At 46.0% G+C, this 21235-nt stretch carries 18 protein-coding genes; 15 read left to right on the top strand and 3 right to left on the bottom strand.

Annotation, left to right across the window (positions count from 1 at the left end; translation table 11 throughout):
• Positions 1-12: 12 nt before the first annotated feature.
• From AC50X8_RS00200 to AC50X8_RS00145, 12 genes are all read left to right on the top strand, one after another.
• On the top strand, positions 13-972 hold the full coding sequence (locus tag AC50X8_RS00200) for a carbohydrate ABC transporter permease (RefSeq protein WP_494878014.1): 960 nt from the start codon (positions 13-15) through the stop codon (positions 970-972).
• An 8-nt stretch (positions 973-980) separates the two neighbouring features.
• Positions 981-1850, top strand: a complete 870-nt coding sequence (locus AC50X8_RS00195) for a carbohydrate ABC transporter permease (protein ID WP_056032706.1) — start codon at positions 981-983, stop codon at positions 1848-1850.
• 16 nt (positions 1851-1866) lie between these two features.
• Entirely contained in the window at positions 1867-3330 is a 1464-nt protein-coding gene (locus AC50X8_RS00190) for an NHL repeat-containing protein (protein WP_056029159.1), read from the top strand.
• Positions 3311-3946, top strand: coding sequence for a YIP1 family protein (locus AC50X8_RS00185; RefSeq protein WP_155972734.1), 636 nt, complete (start codon positions 3311-3313; stop codon positions 3944-3946). The genes AC50X8_RS00190 and AC50X8_RS00185 overlap by 20 nt, the downstream gene beginning before the upstream one ends.
• A gap of 16 nt (positions 3947-3962) precedes the next feature.
• Complete coding sequence (locus AC50X8_RS00180; protein ID WP_494878011.1) at positions 3963-6515, top strand: DUF5696 domain-containing protein; 2553 nt, start codon at positions 3963-3965, stop codon at positions 6513-6515.
• Positions 6512-7423, top strand: a complete 912-nt coding sequence (locus AC50X8_RS00175) for a carbohydrate ABC transporter permease (RefSeq protein WP_056029153.1) — start codon at positions 6512-6514, stop codon at positions 7421-7423. The genes AC50X8_RS00180 and AC50X8_RS00175 overlap by 4 nt, the downstream gene beginning before the upstream one ends.
• A 22-nt stretch (positions 7424-7445) precedes the next feature.
• Positions 7446-8387 (top strand): carbohydrate ABC transporter permease, encoded by a 942-nt coding sequence (locus AC50X8_RS00170; RefSeq protein WP_494858799.1) that lies wholly within the window; start codon positions 7446-7448, stop codon positions 8385-8387.
• A 172-nt stretch (positions 8388-8559) separates the two neighbouring features.
• The gene (locus AC50X8_RS00165; protein ID WP_494878008.1) at positions 8560-9234 is read left to right on the top strand and encodes a response regulator transcription factor; all 675 of its coding nucleotides are present in this window, start codon (positions 8560-8562) and stop codon (positions 9232-9234) included.
• A 176-nt stretch (positions 9235-9410) separates the two neighbouring features.
• Positions 9411-10328 (top strand): sensor histidine kinase, encoded by a 918-nt coding sequence (locus tag AC50X8_RS00160; RefSeq protein WP_494878006.1) that lies wholly within the window; start codon positions 9411-9413, stop codon positions 10326-10328.
• Positions 10329-10375: 47 nt separating this feature from the next.
• Positions 10376-11824 (top strand): serine hydrolase domain-containing protein, encoded by a 1449-nt coding sequence (locus AC50X8_RS00155; RefSeq protein WP_494878004.1) that lies wholly within the window; start codon positions 10376-10378, stop codon positions 11822-11824.
• Between the two features lie 137 nt (positions 11825-11961).
• Positions 11962-13320 carry an FAD-binding oxidoreductase gene (locus tag AC50X8_RS00150; protein ID WP_155972728.1) on the top strand — a complete coding sequence of 453 codons (1359 nt, stop codon included), beginning with the start codon at positions 11962-11964 and terminating at the stop codon, positions 13318-13320.
• A 306-nt stretch (positions 13321-13626) separates the two neighbouring features.
• On the top strand, positions 13627-14406 hold the full coding sequence (locus AC50X8_RS00145; protein WP_063892459.1) for a metallophosphoesterase family protein: 780 nt from the start codon (positions 13627-13629) through the stop codon (positions 14404-14406).
• 121 nt (positions 14407-14527) lie between these two features.
• Here AC50X8_RS00145 and AC50X8_RS00140 read toward each other — a convergent pair whose 3' ends face one another.
• The 3 genes from AC50X8_RS00140 to AC50X8_RS00130 form a co-directional block, all read right to left on the bottom strand.
• Positions 14528-16012: an Lsa family ABC-F type ribosomal protection protein gene (locus tag AC50X8_RS00140; RefSeq protein WP_494878001.1), complete on the bottom strand. Its 1485-nt coding sequence runs from the start codon at positions 16010-16012 to the stop codon at positions 14528-14530.
• Between the two features lie 412 nt (positions 16013-16424).
• A complete protein-coding gene (locus tag AC50X8_RS00135) occupies positions 16425-17204 on the bottom strand; it encodes a copper amine oxidase N-terminal domain-containing protein (RefSeq protein WP_494877999.1) in 780 nt (259 codons plus the stop codon).
• 193 nt (positions 17205-17397) lie between these two features.
• Positions 17398-17691, bottom strand: coding sequence for a hypothetical protein (locus AC50X8_RS00130; RefSeq protein WP_494877997.1), 294 nt, complete (start codon positions 17689-17691; stop codon positions 17398-17400).
• Positions 17692-17801: 110 nt separating this feature from the next.
• Here AC50X8_RS00130 and AC50X8_RS00125 point away from each other — a divergent pair, with 110 nt between their 5' ends.
• The 3 genes from AC50X8_RS00125 (at position 17802) to AC50X8_RS00115 (ending at position 21207) form a co-directional block, all read left to right on the top strand.
• Entirely contained in the window at positions 17802-18704 is a 903-nt protein-coding gene (locus AC50X8_RS00125; protein WP_494878656.1) for an ABC transporter permease, read from the top strand.
• Complete coding sequence (locus AC50X8_RS00120; protein WP_056029131.1) at positions 18704-19573, top strand: carbohydrate ABC transporter permease; 870 nt, start codon at positions 18704-18706, stop codon at positions 19571-19573. The genes AC50X8_RS00125 and AC50X8_RS00120 overlap by 1 nt, the downstream gene beginning before the upstream one ends.
• Positions 19574-19662: 89 nt before the next feature.
• Positions 19663-21207 carry an extracellular solute-binding protein gene (locus AC50X8_RS00115; RefSeq protein WP_056029130.1) on the top strand — a complete coding sequence of 515 codons (1545 nt, stop codon included), beginning with the start codon at positions 19663-19665 and terminating at the stop codon, positions 21205-21207.
• Positions 21208-21235 lie beyond the last annotated feature (28 nt).

The following is a 21235-nucleotide window of genomic DNA, read 5'->3' as shown; positions in this document are numbered from 1 at the left end:
GGGTGAAAGCCGATGCAAGCTGAAGCAGCAACAGGTAAAGCCGTTCCTAAACTCGTCCAGCCAACGAAGACATCCAAATGGGCACATACGCTAAATGAGTTAAAAAGAAACAAGCATTACTATATTCTAATGAGTCCGTATATGCTCATTTTCTTCTTATTTACGGTCATTCCAGTCGTATTCTCTTTATGTCTAAGCTTCTTTTACTTTAATATGCTCGAATTTCCGCGTTTTGTTGGCTGGCAAAACTATTCAAGGCTGTTTCTTAACGACGATGTATTCATGATTGCCTTGAAAAATACTTTTATGTTCGCGGTCATTACCGGTCCGGTCAGCTATATCGCTTGTTTTCTATTTGCATGGATCATCAATGAGCTGTCACCGAAGATCCGTGCGATCATGACCTTGATTTTTTATGCGCCATCCATTTCCGGAAATGTGTTTTTTATATGGCTGATCGTATTTTCCGGGGATAGCTACGGCTATTTGAATGGGTTTCTGATCAAATATGGATTTATGCTGGAACCGATTTTATGGCTGACCAATGAGAAATATATTTTGCCGATCGTCATTCTCGTCCAGCTATGGCTTAGCCTGGGCACGAGCTTTCTCGCCTTTATCGCGGGCCTGCAAACGATTGATCAGACGTTGATTGAAGCGGGCGCCGTTGATGGCATTAACAATCGCTGGCAGGAATTGTGGTTCATTACGCTGCCTTCCATGCGGCCGCAGCTGTTATTCGGGGCCGTCCTGCAGATTACGGGAGCATTCGCGGTTGCGGACATCTCCATTGCGCTGGCTGGCTTTCCAAGTGTCAACTATGCTGCGCATACGGTGGTTACGCACCTGATGGACTATGGCTCGATTCGCTTTGAGATGGGCTATGCGTCGGCTATTGCGACGGTTCTCTTTGTCATTATGATTGGAACGAATATGCTGACACAGAAAATGCTGCGAAAGGTCGGTGAGTGACGTTGGCCATGAAAATGATCGCGGTTCTGCGAACGCCCAAAAAGCTCAATCGTTCCTTTATAGTCAGCTTTTTGCTATTCGCGCTTCTGGCCTTATTCGGTACGTTTATGGCAATGCCCTTGATTTATGCAGTGAACAATGCGTTTAAGCCGCTTGATGAGCTGTTTATTTTCCCGCCACGCCTAATTGTGCACAACCCGACGCTGGATAACTTTTTTGACCTGGTGGCAATTATGGGCAATTCGTGGGTCCCGCTCACGCGATATATCGCTAATACGGTAATCATTACAATTGTCGGTACGGCCGGGCATATTTTGCTTGCTTCGGCAGCGGCATATCCGCTGGCCAAATACCGATTTTTGGGAGCTAAAACGCTTTTCTCCATTGTCGTGCTGTCCTTGATGTTTTCCGGGCATGTGACGGCCATTCCCAACTATATGGTGATGTCTTGGCTTGGATGGATTAACACGCATGCGTCGATTATTGTGCCATCACTCGCCTTTCCGTTAGGCCTCTTTCTTATGAAGCAATTTATGGAGCAAATACCGGATGCCTTGCTGGAGGCGGCTAAAATTGATGGTGCTAATGAATATCGGATTTACTGGAGCATTGTCATGCCGAATGTGAAGCCTGCATGGTTAACGCTCATGATTTTACAGTTTCCTATGTTATGGGGGACCGATGGAGGCAGCTTTATCTACAGTGAGAATTTAAAGACGCTGCATTATGCTTTGGGTCAAATTACGCAAGGGGGAATTGCCAGAGCAGGAGTTGGAGCGGCAGTCGCGCTGATCTTGATGGTGGTTCCGATCACACTCTTTATCATTTCCCAGAGCAGCGTCATTCAGACGATGGCAACTTCCGGAATGAAAGAGTAGAAGGGAGTCGTGCAGGATGTTGAAAGGCAGATTAAAGACGAAGGTATACCTTTTCATTGCCCTGTGCTGCCTGATAAGCATGGGCATCGGAGGATCGATGGCCAAGGCGGCGGAGGATGCGGGGTCTTACAATTATTCATTTTGGGGCAATACGGTAGCCGCTCCTGCGGCCTACAAAGCAACAAGCTTATGGAACGGCGAGAGCATGGGAATTGGACCGTTAAAGGAACCGAGCGATTTGCACGTTACGGCTGATAAGCAGATTTATTTGCTCGACACAGGCAATCATCGTGTCGTCATTTTGAATCAGCAATTTGAGCTGGTGCGAATGATTACTTCATACGTCCATGAGGGCAAAGAGGAAACGTTCCAGAACCCGCAAGGTCTATTCGTAACGGATGAGAAGCAGGTGTTCGTTGCTGATACGGGAAATCAAAGGGTGGTTCATCTTGATCAGGACGACAAGCTGGTGAAGGTTATCGAAGCGCCGAAGTCCGAGCTGCTGCAGGATGGTTTCAAATTTGAACCTATTAGAGTTGTCGTGGATAAGGCGCAGCGAATTTATGTGATGGCAGCTGGGGTATTTGACGGGTTTATGGAGTTTAATGCGAATGGCGAATTCACATCGTTTATCGGTGCAAACCGTGTGTTTTTCAGCCCAGTCGAGTATTTCTGGAAAATGCTGTCCACCCAAGCCCAGCGGAGCCAGATGGTGATGTTCACGCCGACGGAATTTTCGAATTTGGATATTAACGATGAAGGCTTTCTTTACGCGACAAATAGTCAATCGCAAAACAACGTCAGAAAATTGAATGCGCAGGGGAGCGACATTTTAAGGGAGGAAGGTTATTTTCCTCCGGAAGGAGACATTCGTTTCATGACGGCTGATGGCCCTACCCGATTGGTCGATATCGATGTCGCTGACAGCGAGATGTACGCCATTTTGGATGCCAACAGAGGCCGAATCTTCACTTACAATGGTGACGGACACTTCATGTATGTTTTCGGTGGGCTGGGCAATCAATTGGGTGAATTCCATACACCCGTGGCGATTGAGCGCGTTGGTGATGATTACCTCATATTGGATAAGGCGCTTGGTGAAATCACGGTATTTCAATCGACGGAATACGGCCGCACATTGAATGAAGCGGTCAGGAGTTATTATAAAGGCGATGAAGAGCAGGCCTTTACGTTGTTTCAACAGACGATCAACATGAATGCAAATCTGGAATTCGCTTATGCAGGAATTGGCAAAGCACTGATTCGCCAGGGAGATTATGGCGAGGCCATGAAATATTTTAAACAAAGCATGGATCAACGAGGATATTCGAAGGCATTTCTGCTCTATCGCAAACAAGTGCTTCGAGAGCATTTTACTGCGATTATGACGGGTATTCTTGGACTTGTGTTAGTTGCCTTGCTTATGAAAAAGTATCGAAAAAAGAAAGGGGGACGTCAGGTTGCCTCCATTGAACAGTGAGCTGTATAAGTACCCTTTCTATCTCATTTTGCATCCCTTTAATGGCTATTGGGAGTTGAAATATGACCGCAGCCAAAAGGCGAACATCGTCATTTCTTTTGTGATTCTGTTTTTGCTGGCCTTGACCAATATTATGCAGAGCCAGTACAGCGGGTTTGTGGTCAATCTCGTTAACCCAAATGGAATGAACAGCTTTATGGAGATTTTGTATGTCGTTGTTCCCGTATTGTTTTGGTGCGTGGCCAATTGGTCGCTGACGACGTTAATGGATGGGGAAGGGAAATTTGTCGACATCTTTACTTCAACATGCTTTGCTTTAATTCCGCTCGTTATTGTTCATTTTCCATGGATCTGGTTGAGTAATTTAATTTCGCTGCAGGAGACGACGTTTTATCAATTTTCCAGCAGCATCGCCATGATATGGTGTATGTTTCTGCTCTTTGTCGGCAATATGACGGTTCATCAATATACGCCGTCCAAGACGATTGGGACCATCATTTTGACTATTGCAGCTATGGGATTCATGGCCTTCTTAAGCTTACTGTTCTTTAGTTTAATTCAGCAGATGCTGGCTTTTATATCGGTTATTTATCAAGAAATGGTTTTGAGAAGTTAAGGGAGGAGGCATAGAGATGAATATAGCCAAAAATGCCCTGTTGATCGCATGCTTCCTGGTCGGGATTATCCTTGCAGGCTGCTCCGATACGCCATCTGGCAATCATAGGGAGGAAGAGGGGCAGGCTTTGCCGGTATTTTCGCAGGGGAAGGCCTTGAGCGCTGCTTTCACGGACTCTCGTGTCGCCGGTATGAAGGGAGTAGCTGAAAACGACCAACTGCGGCTATTCGTAGATGATCAGACTGGGGCGATAGCCGTTCTTATCAAACAAACGGGTGAAATATGGAACAGCAATCCGCTTGATCGAGGCTCGGATTCGCTTGCTACGGGAGTAAACAAGGATCTATTGTCCTCTCAAATAAAGATTGATTTTTATAACAGCTTTGGCCAGATTAACTCTATCAATTCCTATACAGATAGTGTTGCCCATAAGCAGATTAATGTCACAGAGATTCCAAATGGGATTAGCGTGTCTTATCAATTTGGTACGACCGCAAAAACGGCAGAGGATTTACCCCAAATGTTAAGCAAGGCCCGTTTCGAGGAATTGTCGGGCAAGCTGGACAAATCGGGGAGAAGGGCATTACTCATCGCTTATACAGAGGATACGGAAAAAGCGGTATATACTAGAAATGACAGCGCATTGAATGGGCTTCAATTGGAGCGGGCGCTCGCTGCATTGGACGAAGCGGGGTATACAGAAGCGGAGCTGCAGGAGGGCATGGCCGAGCTTCATTTTACGCAGGAGAAGCCCGCCGCGCGCATTTTTCAAGCATCGATTGAATATACGCTGGATGCGGATAGCCTAGTTGCCAAAATTCCCGTTTCCAGCATTCGCTATCCCGATGAATATCCCGTAAACACGATTTCACTTCTCAGCTTTTTTGGCGCAGGTGGGACGGATGAGAACGGCTCGATGTTCGTTCCAGACGGCTCAGGCGCACTTATCCACTTTAACAATGGAAAAACCAAATATCCGGCCTATCAGCAGCTTGTCTATGGGGCGGATCAAACGATAGACAGAACCGAGAATGCAGCTAGAGAACAGAAGGTGAGGCTCCCTGTGTTTGGAATTATTCGGGAGGGCGGAGCTTTTCTCGGGATCATTGAGGAGGGCGCATCTGTTGCTACCATCCATGCGGACATTGGAGGCAGGTTGAACAGCTACAACTATGTCTATCCGAATTTCTATGTGATCAATAAGGGCACAGTAAGCCTGGATGGGAATGGGCAGCAGCGTTCTCTCCCGAGGTTTCAAGAAAACCCGATGAAAAGCGATTATACGATCCGCTATGCATTTCTAAGTGGCAAGCAAGCTTCTTACCAAGGAATGGCTCGTTATTATCAGCAATATTTGGAGAAAAATAATGGATTGCTTAAGCACGAAGCAGACGATACGACAGTGGATACTCCCTTCTATTTGCAGCTAGTTGGAAGCATATCCAAGCAGAAGCACTTCGTGGGCATTCCCTATCAGGCACTTGAACCGCTTACGACATTCGAGCAAGCACAAACCATTGTCGAGCAGCTGCAGCAGCGTGAGATAAGCGATATTAAGCTCAAGTATTCGGGCTGGTTCAATGAAGGTCTCGATCATAAAGTCCCGGACCATGTTAGGGTCGATAAGGAGATTGGGGGGAGCAAGGGATTGCAGGAATTGGTTTCGTTTGCCCAGAGCAAAGGGATTTCTTTGTTCCCGGAGGTTGCCATTTTGACTGCGCTTACAGGAGAAGGGTTCGATGAGTCGGATGATGCTTCAAGAACGCTAAGAGAGGTTCCTGCTATGCTTTATCCGCTTGATCTGGCACTGAATCGACGTGATATAACCAAATCGCCGTCCTATGTCATATCCCCACGGCTCGTAGTAGGCTATACGGATTCCTTGCTCAAAGGCATTCGTGATTTGCAGACTGGAGGCCTCTCGCTGCAGGATTTGGCCGATCAATTAAATAGTGATTTCCGTAAAAACAAGCAAATGGATCGAACGGTGTCCGAAGCCATATCGGGCGAAGCGCTGGACAAAATTCGGGATGAAAAGTTGAAGGTGATGGCTAACGGCGGAAACGCCTATGCGCTGCCTTATTTGACCGATATAACGAATGCCCCGTTGTCGAGCAGCGGATTTAAGCTTGAGGATGAAGAAATCCCTTTCTATCAAATGGTCATTCGTGGATTTATCGAATACGCGGGGGCACCGTATAATCTTTCTACTTATACGAATGAAAAGCAATATGTACTGAAAAATTTGGAATATGGAGCGGGCGTTTATTTCGAATGGATTTACGAGCCGAACGATAAAGTGAAGGATAGTGAATACAATCATCTCTATGCTGTCAATTACAAGCTATGGATTGATAAAGCCTCGGAGATCTATCAAGAAGTGAACGCCGTTCTGAGGAACGTTCGAAACGAGCGGATTACCGCGCATGAAAAGCTGGATGAAGGTGTATTTAAGACGGTTTATGGGAATGGAATATACGTAATTGTGAACTATAACCGCACTCAAGTGACGGTTGAAGGCAGGACGGTAGAAGCCGAGAGCTATATTACGGGTGGTGAGCGCTCTTGAAGCTTATAACGAAGCTCGGGTTGAAGCAGCAGACTTATGCGCAGCAGAAGGCTTTTTTAGGTTTTATTTTTGTACTGCCCTGGCTGCTTGGATTTGTTTTTTTCTTTTTTATTCCGATGGTCTCCTCCTTACGCTACAGCTTTAGTTCTATAACGGCTAACTCGGAGGGCCTGAGCATCCAATATATCGGATTTTCAAACTTTGTGGAGGCTTTGACGATCAATACGAGCTTTAATCGCATATTGACGGAAGCGATTGTGGATATGGTCGTAAATGTACCGTTGATCGTTATATTCAGTTTGTTTTTAGCTGTATTGCTGAATCAGAAATTTTTCGGCAGAGCCGTTGCAAGGTCGATCTTTTTTCTGCCTGTCATTTTGGCCTCGGGGGTTATTATGACGCTTGAGAGCACAAGCTTGATTCAAGCTGTCAATGATCAAAATGCGGGCTCCAGCATCATCAATGCCTTTGGCGCTTATGAGCTGGCCGGATTAATGCTTGATGCGGGAGTTAATGAAGACATTGTCTTGTATCTTACAGGGGCAGTCGACCGTATTTACCAGATTGTAAGTCAATCGGGCGTGCAGCTTTTGATCTTTCTAGCGGGCATCCAGACGATATCTCCTCAGCTGTATGAGGCGTCCAAGATGGAGGGAGCTACCGGCTATGAAGCATTTTGGAAGATTACGTTTCCAATGGTCAGCCCGCTCATTCTCGTCAATATGATCTATACGATTATCGATTCGTTCTCAAGGAATGACATGACGGAATTGATTCGGGAGACAGGCTTTACCACCTTTAACTTTGGCCTCAGCTCGGCGATGGCATGGCTCTATTTTCTGGCAATCATGATTATTTTGCTGATCAGCTCGTATTTTGTATCTAAAAGGGTGTTCTACCAAGACTAAAAGGAGCGTGAATGCCTTGATAATGGACCGATTATTATCGCTAGAAAGCTGGAAGCGGTGGCTGTGGTCGTTCGTTCGTTTAACTTTAATCGCAGGATTGTCCTTCGTTATTCTTTATCCCATTCTTCAAAAGATTTCTACAGCGATAAAATCCAAGACAGATCTATACTCACCGATTGTGATATGGATTCCACAAAATTATTCGCTGGATAATATAAAACAGGCGATCGCCATTATGGATTATTGGCAGACGCTGCTGAACACGTTTGCGCTGTCGTCGACAACGACCGTCCTGACGGCTGCCTCCTGTGCGCTCGCGGGCTATGCTTTTGCAAGACTTAAGTTTAAAGGGAGCAAGCTGCTTTTTGGAGGCGTCATTCTAACGATCATGGTTCCGCCTACCACCATACTTATTCCCGTGTATTTAAACTTGAAGGACTTTACCCTGATGGGCTTGATTCCTTTATTGACCGGAAAATCTGTGAATTTGCTGAACACGTATTGGCCGTTTATTTTAACCTCCATAACGGCCAATTCCTTGAGAGCAGGGCTGTATATTTTTATTTTTCGCCAATTTTTCAGAGGGGTGCCCAAGGAGGTGGAGGAGGCCGCTTATATGGATGGTGCAGGTGTCGGGCAGACGTTTTTACGCATTATGCTGCCTAATGCGCTGCCGGCAATTGTGACCGTGTTGCTGTTCTCGTTCGTATGGCAGTGGAACGACAGCTTCTTTACGACAACCTACTTGACGTCAAGCAAAGTGATGTCTACCCAATTGGCTTCTTTGCCTTATAATTTATCCATCTTTCTTCAAGACGGCGCATCCTCGAAAGCTGACCCGTTTTACTTAAGCATGGTACAGGATACGGGGATTTTGCTCGCGATTTTGCCGCTAATTATTCTTTATTTGTTTGTGCAGCGCTATTTTGTCGAAAGTATTGAGCGGACAGGACTTGTTGGATAAGAGATGCACCAAATGAAAGGCAAGCACCTAGGGAGAGCGGCTCATTGCTGGATATCCCGCTAGGTGCTTTTCTATTCTATTGATCAATAGGGCATTCACCACGCTTGGGATTCCAAGCCTTTTTTGCTATGCTGAAAATAGCTGATTTGAAATGAGGAAGTAGGGAAAACCAATGAACAAAATTCTGATAATCGATGATGAAGCCGATCTTCGAAAGCTGCTGACGGATTATTTTGAAATGAATGGATATTTCGTTATGACCGCGGAGAACGGCTCGGAGGCGTTGCAGCGAATGGAAAGTCAACCGGACCTTGTTTTGCTGGATATCAATATGCCTGAGCTGAATGGTTTTGAATTATGCCGAAAAATCCGAAGTTTTGTGTCCTGTCCCATTTTATTTTTAACCGCTCGCGTCGAGGAGGCCGATAAAATAGCAGGTTTTCAGGCAGGGGGAGATGATTATATTGTCAAGCCGTTCAGCATTCATGAATTGGGCGCAAGGGTAGAGGCGCATTTACGCAGGGAAATACGAACGCAAAATAAAACATCGATTATGCTGAGTGAAAATTTGGTCATTGATTATTCGGCTCGTACGCTTTATTTTCATGGAGTACAAATTTCCCTGGCCAAAAAAGAGTTTGATATTATAGAGCTTTTATCGATGAATCCCGGCATGGTATTTGATAAAGAGCGTATTTTTGAGAAAATATGGGGATTTGGCAATGAAGGCAACAGCAGCGTGATAGCAGAACATATCCGGCGAATTCGTTTTAAATTAAAAGAGCATGGCTGTGAAAACACGATAGCTACCGTCTGGGGAGTAGGTTACAAATGGCAAAAATCATAGGCTGGCTGCAACTGAAAAATATGACCTTGCTGCAGTCTTTCATCTTTTTGTGCTGCCTTACGTTAATCACGGTGATGGCCGTCATCACCTTGGAGTTTGAATGGGCGGAAAGAATCCGGCTGCGGTATGCTGACGATTCCTCTGTAATTGGTTGGGTGCTGCCTTCTCTCGTTACGATGGTCCTGCTAACGGTTGCCGCAGGAATAGTTTTGATGGCTATCCTCTTCTATAGATGGAAACTGAAAGAGCCGCTTGGAATGCTGATGAAGGCATCGGAGAAAATTTCGGCAAACGATTTGGGGTTTCATCTTTCTTATGATAGCAAGGATGAGATGGGCGAGCTCTGCCGAGTATTTGAAAACATGCGCGGCCAATTGGAGAGAAATTATAAAGCTCTTTGGCGATCGGCAGAGGAACGCCAACAACTCAACGCTATTTTTGCCCATGACCTGAGAACGCCGCTTTCTGTCCTAAAAGGCTATTCCGATTTTCTGACCACCTATTTGCCCGCAAAAAAGATATCCGAGGAAAAGCTTCTGGAGATGGTTCAAACGATGAAGGTTCATATTGTTCGTCTTGAAAACTACACGGAAGCGATGAATTCGATTCAGAGGTTGGAGGATATGCCGGTAAATAGCCGTGAGACAGATATGCATCATCTAACCTCCTTGCTGAATGAGAGCGCCAGACAAATTGCCGGACAGTATGCTAAGTCGTTCGACTCGTCCATTGCTGTGGATTCGAACAAAATAGCTGTCGATAGCGACTTGGTCATGCAGGTTTTTGAGAATTTGCTGGCTAATGCAGCGCGCTATGCTTCCAGCCGTGTAAAAGTGCATTATCGCTTCTGCAGGGGCTTTTTCACCATCACGGTTACGGATGACGGCACTGGTTTTTCCGATGAGGCACTTCAGAAGGCTAAGCTTCCTTTTTATCGCGGAGAGATTGGGGATGCTCATGCGCATCATGGATTAGGACTATATATTTGTAAAGTATTGTGTGAAAAGCATGAGGGAGGTCTGCATGTAGAAAATGGATCAGACGGTGGCGGAAAAGTAATGGCAAGTTTCTTTGCAGAGTTGATAAATAGTTGAAAATTATGCATTAGCATTTCCTTATCACAGGAATAAGGAGTGCTGAAATGTTAGTCTTGCAAAAGAAATTATTATTATGCTTGGGCTGCTTGCTGATGACCCTGTCAATCTTTGCTGCACCAGCTTCCGCTATTGAAGCCCGAAATAAGGAAGAAATACTCCGAAAAATGGATGACTATGTTATAAAAAACATGAAAAACAATCATATTTCGGGTATATCGCTTGCCATAACCCATAACGAAGATGTGTTTTATACAAGAGGTTATGGTGAGTTTTCAGATGGTCCGGCTATAACCGGCAGTACCCCCTTTCCCATCGCCTCATTAAGCAAGTCTTTTACGGCGCTGGCCGTTCTGCAGCTGGTGGAACAAGGACTCATCGAGCTTGACGCGCCATACGCATCCTACTTTCCGGACCTTTTGCCAGAGGATGAGCGTGTCCGGGACATTACGATCCGGCATTTGCTAAATCAGACAAGCGGTCTTACTGACAAAGTAGAGCCCGACATGACCCGCTTCCCTCAATATCAGTCGTTGGAAGAGATAAATAGATCATTAATCACGGTTAAGCTTGCCAACGATCCAGGAAAAACCTTTAGCTACCACAATCCTAATTATCAGTATTTAGCCCTGCTTGTGGAGAAAGTAAGCGGACAAAGCTTCTCTGTTTATTTGAAAGAAAATGTGTTTGATCCCTTGGGGATGAGTCATACCTTCAACGTCAGCAGCACACGGCAACTCATTGAGAATCCTGCCATACCGCGGGGGCATTATCTATTGTTTGGCTATCCAGTAAGCAAGGCTGAGCCCTCTTGGTTTATTGACGGTCCTGCCGGCATTGTTTCAACTGCAGAAGACATGGCAAAATGGATGCTCGCTCAATATCATTCCCGTCTTCTTGCACCGGAGCTTATGAAGCAATTCCATACAGCTGGGCAGAGCGGCCCTTATGGAATGGGGTGGCTTGCAGAAGAAGATGAGCTTGGGGGCCGAACGATTTCCCATAGCGGAATTTTTTGGACATATAAAGCGGAAGAAACGATAGATTTGGATCAACAGCTTGGCATCACGGTTATGTTTGATTCGGGTTTAAATGCTTTTGTTAACTACTCCGCTTTTGTCGACGGGATTGCACGGATTATTAAGGGTGAGAAAGCTGAAGCTTCTGTCTTTAACAGCAGAACCATGGAGGCGGTTATGGTGCTGCTGGTAATTGGAACGGCCCTTTGGGGAGGCTATGCAATCAGCCGAATCAATAGGCGCAAGAAGAGTTTAACAGCTGGGAAATTGATTATTTCATCGGTCGGGAGGCTGCTGCCTGTCTTGATTCTTCTATCCCTGCCCCAGCTAGCTGCATTTATTGGTGCTGGGCGTGTTCTGCCTTGGATTGGATTATGGACCACCATGTCATCTCTAATTATATGGCTTGCTGTATTATCGCTGGTAAATTTAACGAATCTGGTATGCCGTTACCGATTGTATTTCCAGACTAGATAGGGGGATTCCAGGCCTTTTTCCGAGTGAATTTATTTCAGTATATTAGCCCATTCCCTATGCGAATGTCCTTCATACGATATACGGTGCCTTATGTTGGATAGCAGTGTTAATCATCTACTCAAAGGGAGATGCGGTTATTGAGATCAAAAACGAAGCTTACCGGGCGCGTTATTTTTAAAGGCGATACGGGTTATGAAGCGGCACGTAAAAATTGGGATCCCCATACGGACAAATTTCCTAAAGTGTTTGTTTTTGCTCAAAGAACACGAGATGTGGCCAATGCGATAAAATGGGCCCGTGAGAATAAGGTACCCATTCGTCCAAGAAGTGGCAGACATTCTCTTGAAGTCAATCTTTCACAGGTCAACGGAGGAATTGTCATTGATGTAAGCGACATGAAGAAAATTAAATTAAATAAAAAATGTGGAACGGCTGTTGTCCAGACGGGCAATAGAGTGGGAAGAATCGCAAACACGCTTGCACGGCAAGGCTTTATAGCTCCTTTTGGCGACAGCCCTTCCGTTGGCATTGGCGGAATCACACTCGGTGGGGGAATCGGGCCGCTCCAAAGGTCGATTGGCCTTATCAGCGATAATCTTCTCGAACTCGAAATGGTTGACGCGAAGGGCAGAATTATTCGTGCCAACAAAAAGTGCAATTCAGATCTGCTATGGGCTTCCCGCGGGGGCGGAGGCGGCAACTTTGGCGTATACACCAAATACAAATTTAAAGTACATCGCGCGCCAGCTAAGGCGACCGTATATCGGATCACCTGGCCATGGCATCAATTCGAAGCGGTACTCAAAGCCTGGCAAAAATGGGCGCCTTTCGTCAATAACAAGCTAGGCAGCGAATTATCGATCGGCCCGAAAAAGGGCGGCAATGTCTCCATGGAAGGCCTATTCCTCGGATCAAAAACGGAGGCCATCCGCCTATTAAAGCCCGTTACGAGCGTCGGAACGCCAACGAGCACCATCATCCGGTTGTTGCCGTACACGGAAGCCGTGAAGTTTTTATTGCCTCCCGATCCAGTGCTGACGCAAAGGTACAGTAATCAATTCTCTTCTGGTTTCGGAAGGAAACCGTTCCCTGATAAGGCGATAAGGTCCATGCGCAAATTTTTGGAAAACGTAGAGGGGGAGTTCGCGGGATTCTTTTTCCTCAACTGGGGCGGGGCTGTAAGCCGTAAAGCGCCTCGATCAACGGCATTTTACTGGCGTAAAGCGAAGTTCTATGTCGAGTGGAACAGTTCATGGATCAAGAAATCGGAAGCCGCTAAAAATATCGCCATCGTTCGCAGGACACGCCGGAAGCTGCAGCCTTATATCGTAGGGTCCTATATAAACGTTCCTGACCAAGGAATAAAAAATTCCGGGCCGGTATACTATGGAGCGAACTATCCTAGACTGCGGAGAATAAAAGCTAAATATGACCCTAAAAATGTGTTTAGAAATCCCCAAAGTATTACTCCGGCTCGCAGAGCAACGGTTAAATAACTATTTTTCCGGTTAGCTGGCTCAGTGATTTTCCTAAAATTAAAAACTCCTTCGTTGTAGGCATGCAGACAACGAAGGAGAATAAATATATGGATGCACTGGCTGGCTCCCACAAGCTCTTGACGGATGGACGAGCTTGTGGGAGCCAGCCAGTGTCGTAACAAGTTCTTCAATTTTCAAAGTAAACCCTATATTTAGTGATGTTTTTGAGAAAGGTTTTACGTGTTATCCTATACAGGATAATATATCCAAATTTAAATGGATCGCTTTGGTGAAATCTAACCATTCGTATAAGGGAGAAAACTTATGAATGTTGATCGAACATTGGTAATCAGCGATATTCATGGTTGTTACCGCGAGTTTATAGAACTCTTGGAAAAAGTCGATTATCATTCAGTAAACGATAGATTGATTCTTCTGGGGGATTATGTAAGCAGAGGGCCAGAAAGCAAAAAGGTAGTTGACCTAGTCATGCATTTAGTCCAAGAGCAGGGGGCAATTGCATTACAAGGCAACCATGACCATCGTTTTGTTAGGGTGATAGAAAATCAGGCGAGTGAAAAAGAAATCATTACATTTTTTGAAAAAGGCGGCAGCGAAACTTTACAAAGTTACGGTAAGACCACCAAAAGCAATGGTTTAGATCATTTGAAGGAAGTTAGAGACGTGATTATGGGGGAGCTTTCTTCTCATATGGACTTTCTGAAAAATCTTCCTTGCCTTTACGAAGATAATGATTACATCTATGTGCATGCAGGTTTAAATCCTTCAGTATCCCAATTATCTGAGCAGAATGTTCATGACTTGCTTTATATCAAGGAGGAGTTTTACAGGAACAAAACCCGTATGGAAAAGGTTGTTGTCTTTGGCCATACGATTACAAAGGATATTCACGGTTCCTGTGAGATCTGGCTGGGCGGAGACAAAATAGGTATTGACGGTGGTTGTTCCTTTGGAGGACAGCTCAATTGCCTAGAGCTGGTCCATGGAAAAGTCGGCCGATTTTACAGCACGAAAGCTGTAGGTGTGCAAAAGATACTGCCATTTGCAACAACAAGGCTAACTCAACCAGCGCGCACCGATTGAGTATCGGCACGCGCTGACTGAGCTGGATTTTTAGTTGTCTAACCGATAGGGGAAGATTTTTTTCTTTAGAGCCGAGCCAGCATCAGCCTAACACCAAGCAGCAGGATCTGTTCCAGCTTGGCTAGCCGTTCAATTCCACGACCTTCGTTGCAACATGCTTGCAAAACTCGCTGTCATGCTCTACAAAAAGGATGGTCGGCGAATGCTCCTGCAGCAGTTCCTCGATCTGCATCCGGGAAATGATGTCAATAAAATTGAGCGGTTCGTCCCAAATGTACAGGTGAGCGGGCTCGCAAAGGCTTTTTGCAATCAGTACCTTCTTCTTTTGGCCGCCGCTGAAGGAGGCTATGTCCTTATCGAATTGGACACGAGAAAAATCAAGCTTCCTTAAAATCGCTTTGAACAAGCTCTCGTCGATTCCTTGGCTTTCGGCGTAAGCTGACAAATGGCCTCGCAAATGCGCAGTGTCCTGCGATACATAGGAAATTTTCAACTGGCTTCCTTTGCGGAGCGTCCCGGAGAAGGGGATTTCCTCGCCATAAATCAGCTTAAGGAGACTTGATTTTCCGGAGCCGTTCGGGCCAGTAAGCGCAATGCGATCACCTTGCTCGATTGTGAAGCTGACGTCGCGGCAAACCGTCTTCTCGCCGTACTGAATCGAGACGTGATCCAGCTCAATTAGCTGGGACTTGTGATAAGCCAATTGCGAAATTTTAAGGCTTTCCGAGCTTTCAACATTTTTCAGAAGCTGGGATTTTTCGTCGATCGCCGATTGCTGCCTGTGCTCAAGCGATTTGGACCGCTTCATCATTTTCGCGGCCTTGTGCCCGATGTATCCTTTATCGACCTTGGAGCCAGAATTACGGGTGCCATTTTTCGTTTTTTCCACCTCATGCGACCAGCTGCTCGTTCGTTTTGCCGCTTCGTTCAGCCGCTTGACGTCCTTGCGCAGCTTCTCGTTCTCGGCCATCTCAAAGTGGTCCTGACGTTGTTTGTTTTCCCACCAATCGGAAAAATGTCCCCTCTGAATTTCAATGCTGGTTTTGTTGATCGACAGAATATGGTCCACGCAGTTGTCAAGAAATGCCCGGTCATGGGATACGAGAATAAAGCCGTTCTTGGCTTTCAAATAATCGCTGACCAGCTTTCTGGCATGGATGTCCAGATGGTTCGTCGGCTCATCGATGAGCAGAAAGCTGTTTTCCTTTAGAAACAGGGCCGCTAGCTGCACTTTCGTTTGTTCGCCGTTCGATAAAGTATCGAAGGGCCTGTATAAAACGTCCTCCGACACCTTGAGCAGGGAAAGCTCGCGCAGGAGCTCCCAATGCTGATAGTCCGGGCATATGTGGTCGATGATATCCACCGTATTATTTTCCTTATTTTCGATAGGGAATGGAAAATATTCAAAGCTGACATCGGCAGAAATAGTGCCATTGTATTCATAGTTGCCGAGCAGGAGGTTAAGAAAGGTCGTTTTTCCCCGGCCATTCCTTCCCGTAAAGCCCAGTTTCCAGTCGGTATCGATTTGAAAGCTAACCTGATCGAAGATGTTATCGTAGCTGCCTTCATAGGCAAATGTAAGATTCGTCACTTTAATTAAGGACATGACAAATTCCCCCTTTTGAAAAAATAAAAAGAGCTACAAGAAAGTTACCCTTCTTGTAGCTCAAAAAAATACAGCAAATTTAGCCCATTACGGGCCAAATAAGCCTATATATTTGAGTGAAAAGAATAAGTAACTTTCTTGCACGCAAAGAACAAAACATGATGTTTTATTCTTCAAACGTTCAGCAAGAAAGTCTACATTATCCTCTTCAGCTCCTATCGTTAAGTTTAGTGAATTTTAACATATCCTTTGTTTGGTTGCAACTCTGCAGCGGGAGTTTGGGGGTAACTCTAAGAGTGGAGTCGCGCTGGTTCTCGTACGAAAGAGAGATGCATAGGCACTCCATGATTCGTTTCGTACAGGAATATAAGGCTCCTGAAAAGGTTGCTAATCAGCTAAAGGGCTTAGATAATCAAGCTTCCGTATTTTTATCGATGATAATTGCGCTGGAGGTTTCTTTATCCCATGTTACATTGGTGTTCAGTGCTTCGCTAAGAAACCTTAGTGGTACAAAAACTCGGTTGCTTTTAACCTTACCGGCCACGTCGAGCGTAACGGCTTTCCCATTAATCGTAGCGATTTTACTGCCTAGCGTCAGTTTGACCACGATACCGTCACGCGTAACGGTCACCGTTTTCGAAACATTATCATAAGTAACTACGGCGTCCAGCGACTCGGAGATTGCGCGAAACGGAACAAACGTGCGTCCGCTCTCAACAACGGGAGATACTTCAGTACTTAGCGTTTTGCCATTTACATAAACCTTTACACTTTTTTTGCCGAGCTTTATTTTTATCTTACTAAGTTTCTTATATTCTTCAATATTGGTAGGATCCTGCGAGACAACCTCGGCTTGCACTTCTTCTGCAGCTTTTAGTTCTCCATCCTTCTCCAATGTATTGACCAGTGTAGCTAAACTAGTATCAGCATTCACATCAATGTTATATTTTGTTTTAAGCAGCTCGGCAATTCGATCGCCTGCGGGTTTATCTTTGACGTTGCCATACGCATTTTGAAGACCTTTCGAGCCATCGTTCTTTCCGTCGCCATAAACGGAATCGCTCACAGTAGCACCTTTTGCTTCGACTTTAATAGTTGCTTCGTTTTTGCCTTGATTTCCAGGTGCGGCAAAAGCAGTGGTTGCCATTAGGCTAAGTGAGACTACACCAGCCAAAATTACTGATTTTTTCATTTTATTACCTCCGTGAGTATGTAGTGTGTGCAACAGCTACAACTATTCGGAGGGCATAAAGCTTTTTTGAGGGTACACTGAAATATTTAAGGTGATCTATGATTAAGATTCGCCATTTACAAATCATTCAACTACAGCAAATTCCCGCTTTAAACCGTTAAACAAGCCAGAAAAAAAGGATAGGGATAGCTGTCTATCCGCGAAGACTGCTGAGAAAATCTCGGCAGTCTTCTTTGAGTCCAGCAAGCATAGGGACGATGAGGAATTGTCGCAAGGCGTCAACAAACCAATCCGCCACAGCATCAACAAATCCGCTGAAGCCTTGCTGCTGCGGCTTTTTTTCATGCCGGAGGAAGCGCATCTGAACGGTGGGGCAGCCGCAATTGTTCATCAACCTATCGCGGTCTGAGTGCGCTATTCGTCCAATTTGGGCGAGATCGCGGATTTGTGTGTGCCATGTTGAATTGATCAATTGTTTAAACTTCACTTGAACAGGTAAGATGGCGTTACAAGAAGCGAAGGAGGTTCACGATGGCAAATACGCAGGATCATTTGGAGCCTGGCTCCACTCGCGTATTGACTGGAGGATTCAACTTGATGGAGAATCGTTATCTCGTTAATATGCGAAAGTATTGGATGCTTTACGTCATGATAGTGCCTGGCATCATCTATTATCTCGTATTTAAATATTTACCGCTGGCCGGCAGCGTGATCGCGTTTCAAGATTATCAGATTTTCAAAGGCATCCTGTCCAGCTCGTGGGTTGGGCTCGACAACTTCAAATTTATTTTCACGTATGAAGACTTCTATTTAGTATTAAGGAATACGGCGACAATCGCCTTTTATCAACTTGTTTTTGGATTCCCGGCACCGATTATTTTAGCTCTTCTCTTTAATGAAGTCAGGCTGATGCTTGCCAAACGGGTCATGCAAAGTTTATTTTATCTCCCGCACTTTCTATCCTGGGTCGTCGTTGGGGGCATCGTATTCGAATTGCTGTCCAGTCAGGGCGTCTTCAATATGCTTCGCGGATGGTTCGGGCAGGAAACGATTCTGTTCATGCAGGAGCAGCGATATTTTCGAGCTATCGTCGTTATCTCCGGCATTTGGAAGGATGTGGGCTGGGGAACGATTATCTACTTGGCCGCGATTGCAGGCATTAATCCAAGCTTATATGAAGCGGCTGTGATGGACGGGGCAAACCGGTGGAAGCAGACGATCCATATTACGCTGCCTACCATGTTCCCGACGATACTGGTACTGTTCCTATTGAATATTGGGAATTTTTTGGAGCTTGGCTTTGATCAGATTTATAATTTATTGACGCCGATGACGTATTCGGTCGGTGATATCATCGAGACGTACGTATACCGGGCAGGCGTGCTGCAAGGGCAGTACAGCGTCACGACAGCGATCGGATTATTCCAGTCGGTCATCGGATTCGTGTTATTGTGGATATTTAACCGCATGGCTCGAAAAACAGAACAGGGGTTGTGGTGATGAGAAAGACTACAGGAGATCAATTATTCCAGTTTTTCAATTACGCGTTTCTAATCGCTGCGGCTGCCACGATGCTGCTTCCGCTCCTTCAACTGCTGGCCGTCTCCTTCAGCTCGCCGATCGCGGCGGATTCCAAGCAGGTGTTTCTGTTCCCCGTTGAATTCACGACGGCATCCTGGTCACATATTTTGCAGAACACTGGACTGTGGAGATCGTTCGGTATCACCGTTTATATAACGGTAGCTGGAACTTTGCTGAGCATGCTATTCTCGGTGCTGACGGCTTACCCGTTATCGCATAAGCAATTTCTTATCCGTAAGCCGATCATGCTCGGTATTATCATTACCATGATCTTCAATGCGCCGATGATCCCGTTCTTTCTAACGGTGCGCGAGCTGGGTATGATGAACTCGCTATGGTCGCTCATTTTGCCAGGGGTGATCGGTACGTTCAACATGATTATTATTCGTACCTTCTTTACAGGTATTCCGAAAGAGCTTGATGATTCCGCACGGATCGACGGCTGTAATGAGGCCGGCATCTTATTCCGAATTTATTTGCCGCTCTCGAAGCCGGTAATTGCCACCGTAAGCCTGTTTTATGCGGTAGGCTATTGGAATACCTTCCAGCGGGCGGTGCTGTTCATCCGCGATCCGGAGAAATGGCCGCTGCAAACGAAGCTTCGCGCTTATTTGACCTCTCCTGAGGAGCTTGCCGCAGTCAATCTGGTTTTGGGTGACTACGATTTTAATACGACAACGTTGAAAGCGGCTACAATTTTATTCGCGACGATCCCGATTGTTCTCGTATATCCTTATTTGCAAAAATATTTTGTGAAAGGCTCTATGCTGGGCTCCTTGAAAGAATGATGGGTTTTAGGGCGGAAGAAAAGAAGGTATGAAGCCGAATTTCCGGCTTGATATATAGCATTAATTCCATTAAAAGGGGAACTGAACACATGATGAAACATGTTTTTGGAAAGTCGGCCAGAGTATCCGCTTTAGTATCGCTGCTGGTCGTTTCGATTCTCTCGGGCTGTTCCAATAATGGAGAGAAGCCTGCAGCTTCCGTGAATGATGCGGAGAAGAATACGCCCGTTACGGTGAAAGTATTCAAAAGCCATATGGGCGTAGGAACCATTCCGGGCAAAGATAATGAGCATGTGAAATATGTGGAGGAGAAGACGGGGGTCGTATACGAACTGCTGACGACGGCACCAGGCTCGGAGCCAACGGAATTTCTGAATTTGATGATTGCGTCCGATGATCTGCCGGACATTCTCCGTCCGATTGGAGGCATCGAGCAGACGTTAATCAAGCAGGGCGGCGCTCTGCCACTCGATGATTTGCTGCCGAAGTATGCACCAAATGTATGGAAGAACATTCCGGAAGAAGCATGGGATATCGTACGGTCAGCTTCCCCAGACGGCCATATTTATTATGTGCCTAAGGTGTTTCTCGTACCCGAGCGGGCGCCGATGATTCGTCAGGACTGGCTGGATAAGGTGGGATTGTCTATGCCGAAAACAACAGAGGAGTATAAAGAGGTTCTGCGGGCATTCCGGGACAAAGACCCGAACGGCAATGGCAAGGCGGATGAGCTGCCTACGTCGGGCCGCGAGTTTGGCAAGTGGATGGACCACCTGTTCGGCATGTATGGTGTCGCGATGTGGGAAGGCGTACCGGAATGGGATATCTATGAAGGAGAGATTCAATACGCTGGCGTTACGAAAAATATGAAGGCTGCTATCGCATATATTCGTGAGTTATATGAAGAGAAGCTATTAGACAATGAGACGTTTCTGAACAAAGGCGATGTTTGGCAGGCCAAAATCAACAATAACCTGGTCGGCAGCTGGTATCACCTTCCAGCCAATCTCCGCGAACGCTATACTGCGATGCTCAAAGGAGCGCCCGATGCTTACGTAGTCGGCATGCCGGTACCTAAGGCCGAAGGTTTTGAAGGCTTTGTGACGCAGAAGAGCATGGGCGAGCCGGAGTGGATGATTCCGACTGCTGCAAAGGATAAAGCCGAATATTCTCTTAAGCTGCTCGATTTTTTCTATGACCAAAGCAACGATGAATTTATTCGCTTTGGCATAGAGGGCCAGCAGCATGAAGTCGTAAACGGCAAGAAGGTCATATTGCCGCCAGAGGACAGCCGGCCTATCGCGCTTGGGATGCGCAATCTGACGACCAAGGAAGATATGGATGTAAGGATCAAGGAGACGATTCCAGAAGACATGCAGAAGATGGTGCAGGATGTCTTCGCGGTCAGCACGTCCGATGCGCGTCGAATCGCCGGCGACGGATTGCCGAATACGGTGTACGAAGGCTTCCCGGATATCCAATCTCATAAGCTTTTTCAAGAATATCTGACGAAAATCGTCATTGGCGAATGGCCAATAGAGAAATTTGAAGAGTTCGTGGAGCGTTGGAATAAAGCCGGAGGCGAGGCCGTCACCAAGCGCGTCCAAGAATGGTATGCCAAAGTGAAGGAATAAGCGGTATGCGGAAGTCTTCATGATCGCG

The organism is Paenibacillus sp. JT22N15, from assembly GCF_059383755.1.
Note: the sequence above shows the minus strand (reverse complement) of the source record. Positions and strands in the feature narration are given on the sequence as shown.

Bases quoted from the DNA above. Each gene is read 5' to 3' on its own strand.
- AC50X8_RS00200 (WP_494878014.1), top strand. From the start codon at position 13: ATGCAAGCTGAAGCAGCAACAGGTAAAGCCGTTCCTAAACTCGTCCAG.
- AC50X8_RS00195 (WP_056032706.1), top strand. From the start codon at position 981: ATGAAAATGATCGCGGTTCTGCGAACGCCCAAAAAGCTCAATCGTTCC.
- AC50X8_RS00190 (WP_056029159.1), top strand. From the start codon at position 1,867: ATGTTGAAAGGCAGATTAAAGACGAAGGTATACCTTTTCATTGCCCTG.
- AC50X8_RS00180 (WP_494878011.1), top strand. From the start codon at position 3,963: ATGAATATAGCCAAAAATGCCCTGTTGATCGCATGCTTCCTGGTCGGG.
- AC50X8_RS00170 (WP_494858799.1), top strand. From the start codon at position 7,446: ATGGACCGATTATTATCGCTAGAAAGCTGGAAGCGGTGGCTGTGGTCG.
- AC50X8_RS00165 (WP_494878008.1), top strand. From the start codon at position 8,560: ATGAACAAAATTCTGATAATCGATGATGAAGCCGATCTTCGAAAGCTG.
- AC50X8_RS00160 (WP_494878006.1), top strand. From the start codon at position 9,411: ATGGTCCTGCTAACGGTTGCCGCAGGAATAGTTTTGATGGCTATCCTC.
- AC50X8_RS00155 (WP_494878004.1), top strand. From the start codon at position 10,376: ATGTTAGTCTTGCAAAAGAAATTATTATTATGCTTGGGCTGCTTGCTG.
- AC50X8_RS00145 (WP_063892459.1), top strand. From the start codon at position 13,627: ATGAATGTTGATCGAACATTGGTAATCAGCGATATTCATGGTTGTTAC.
- AC50X8_RS00140 (WP_494878001.1), bottom strand. From the start codon at position 16,012: ATGTCCTTAATTAAAGTGACGAATCTTACATTTGCCTATGAAGGCAGC.
- AC50X8_RS00135 (WP_494877999.1), bottom strand. From the start codon at position 17,204: ATGAAAAAATCAGTAATTTTGGCTGGTGTAGTCTCACTTAGCCTAATG.
- AC50X8_RS00125 (WP_494878656.1), top strand. From the start codon at position 17,802: ATGGAGAATCGTTATCTCGTTAATATGCGAAAGTATTGGATGCTTTAC.
- AC50X8_RS00120 (WP_056029131.1), top strand. From the start codon at position 18,704: ATGAGAAAGACTACAGGAGATCAATTATTCCAGTTTTTCAATTACGCG.
- AC50X8_RS00115 (WP_056029130.1), top strand. From the start codon at position 19,663: ATGATGAAACATGTTTTTGGAAAGTCGGCCAGAGTATCCGCTTTAGTA.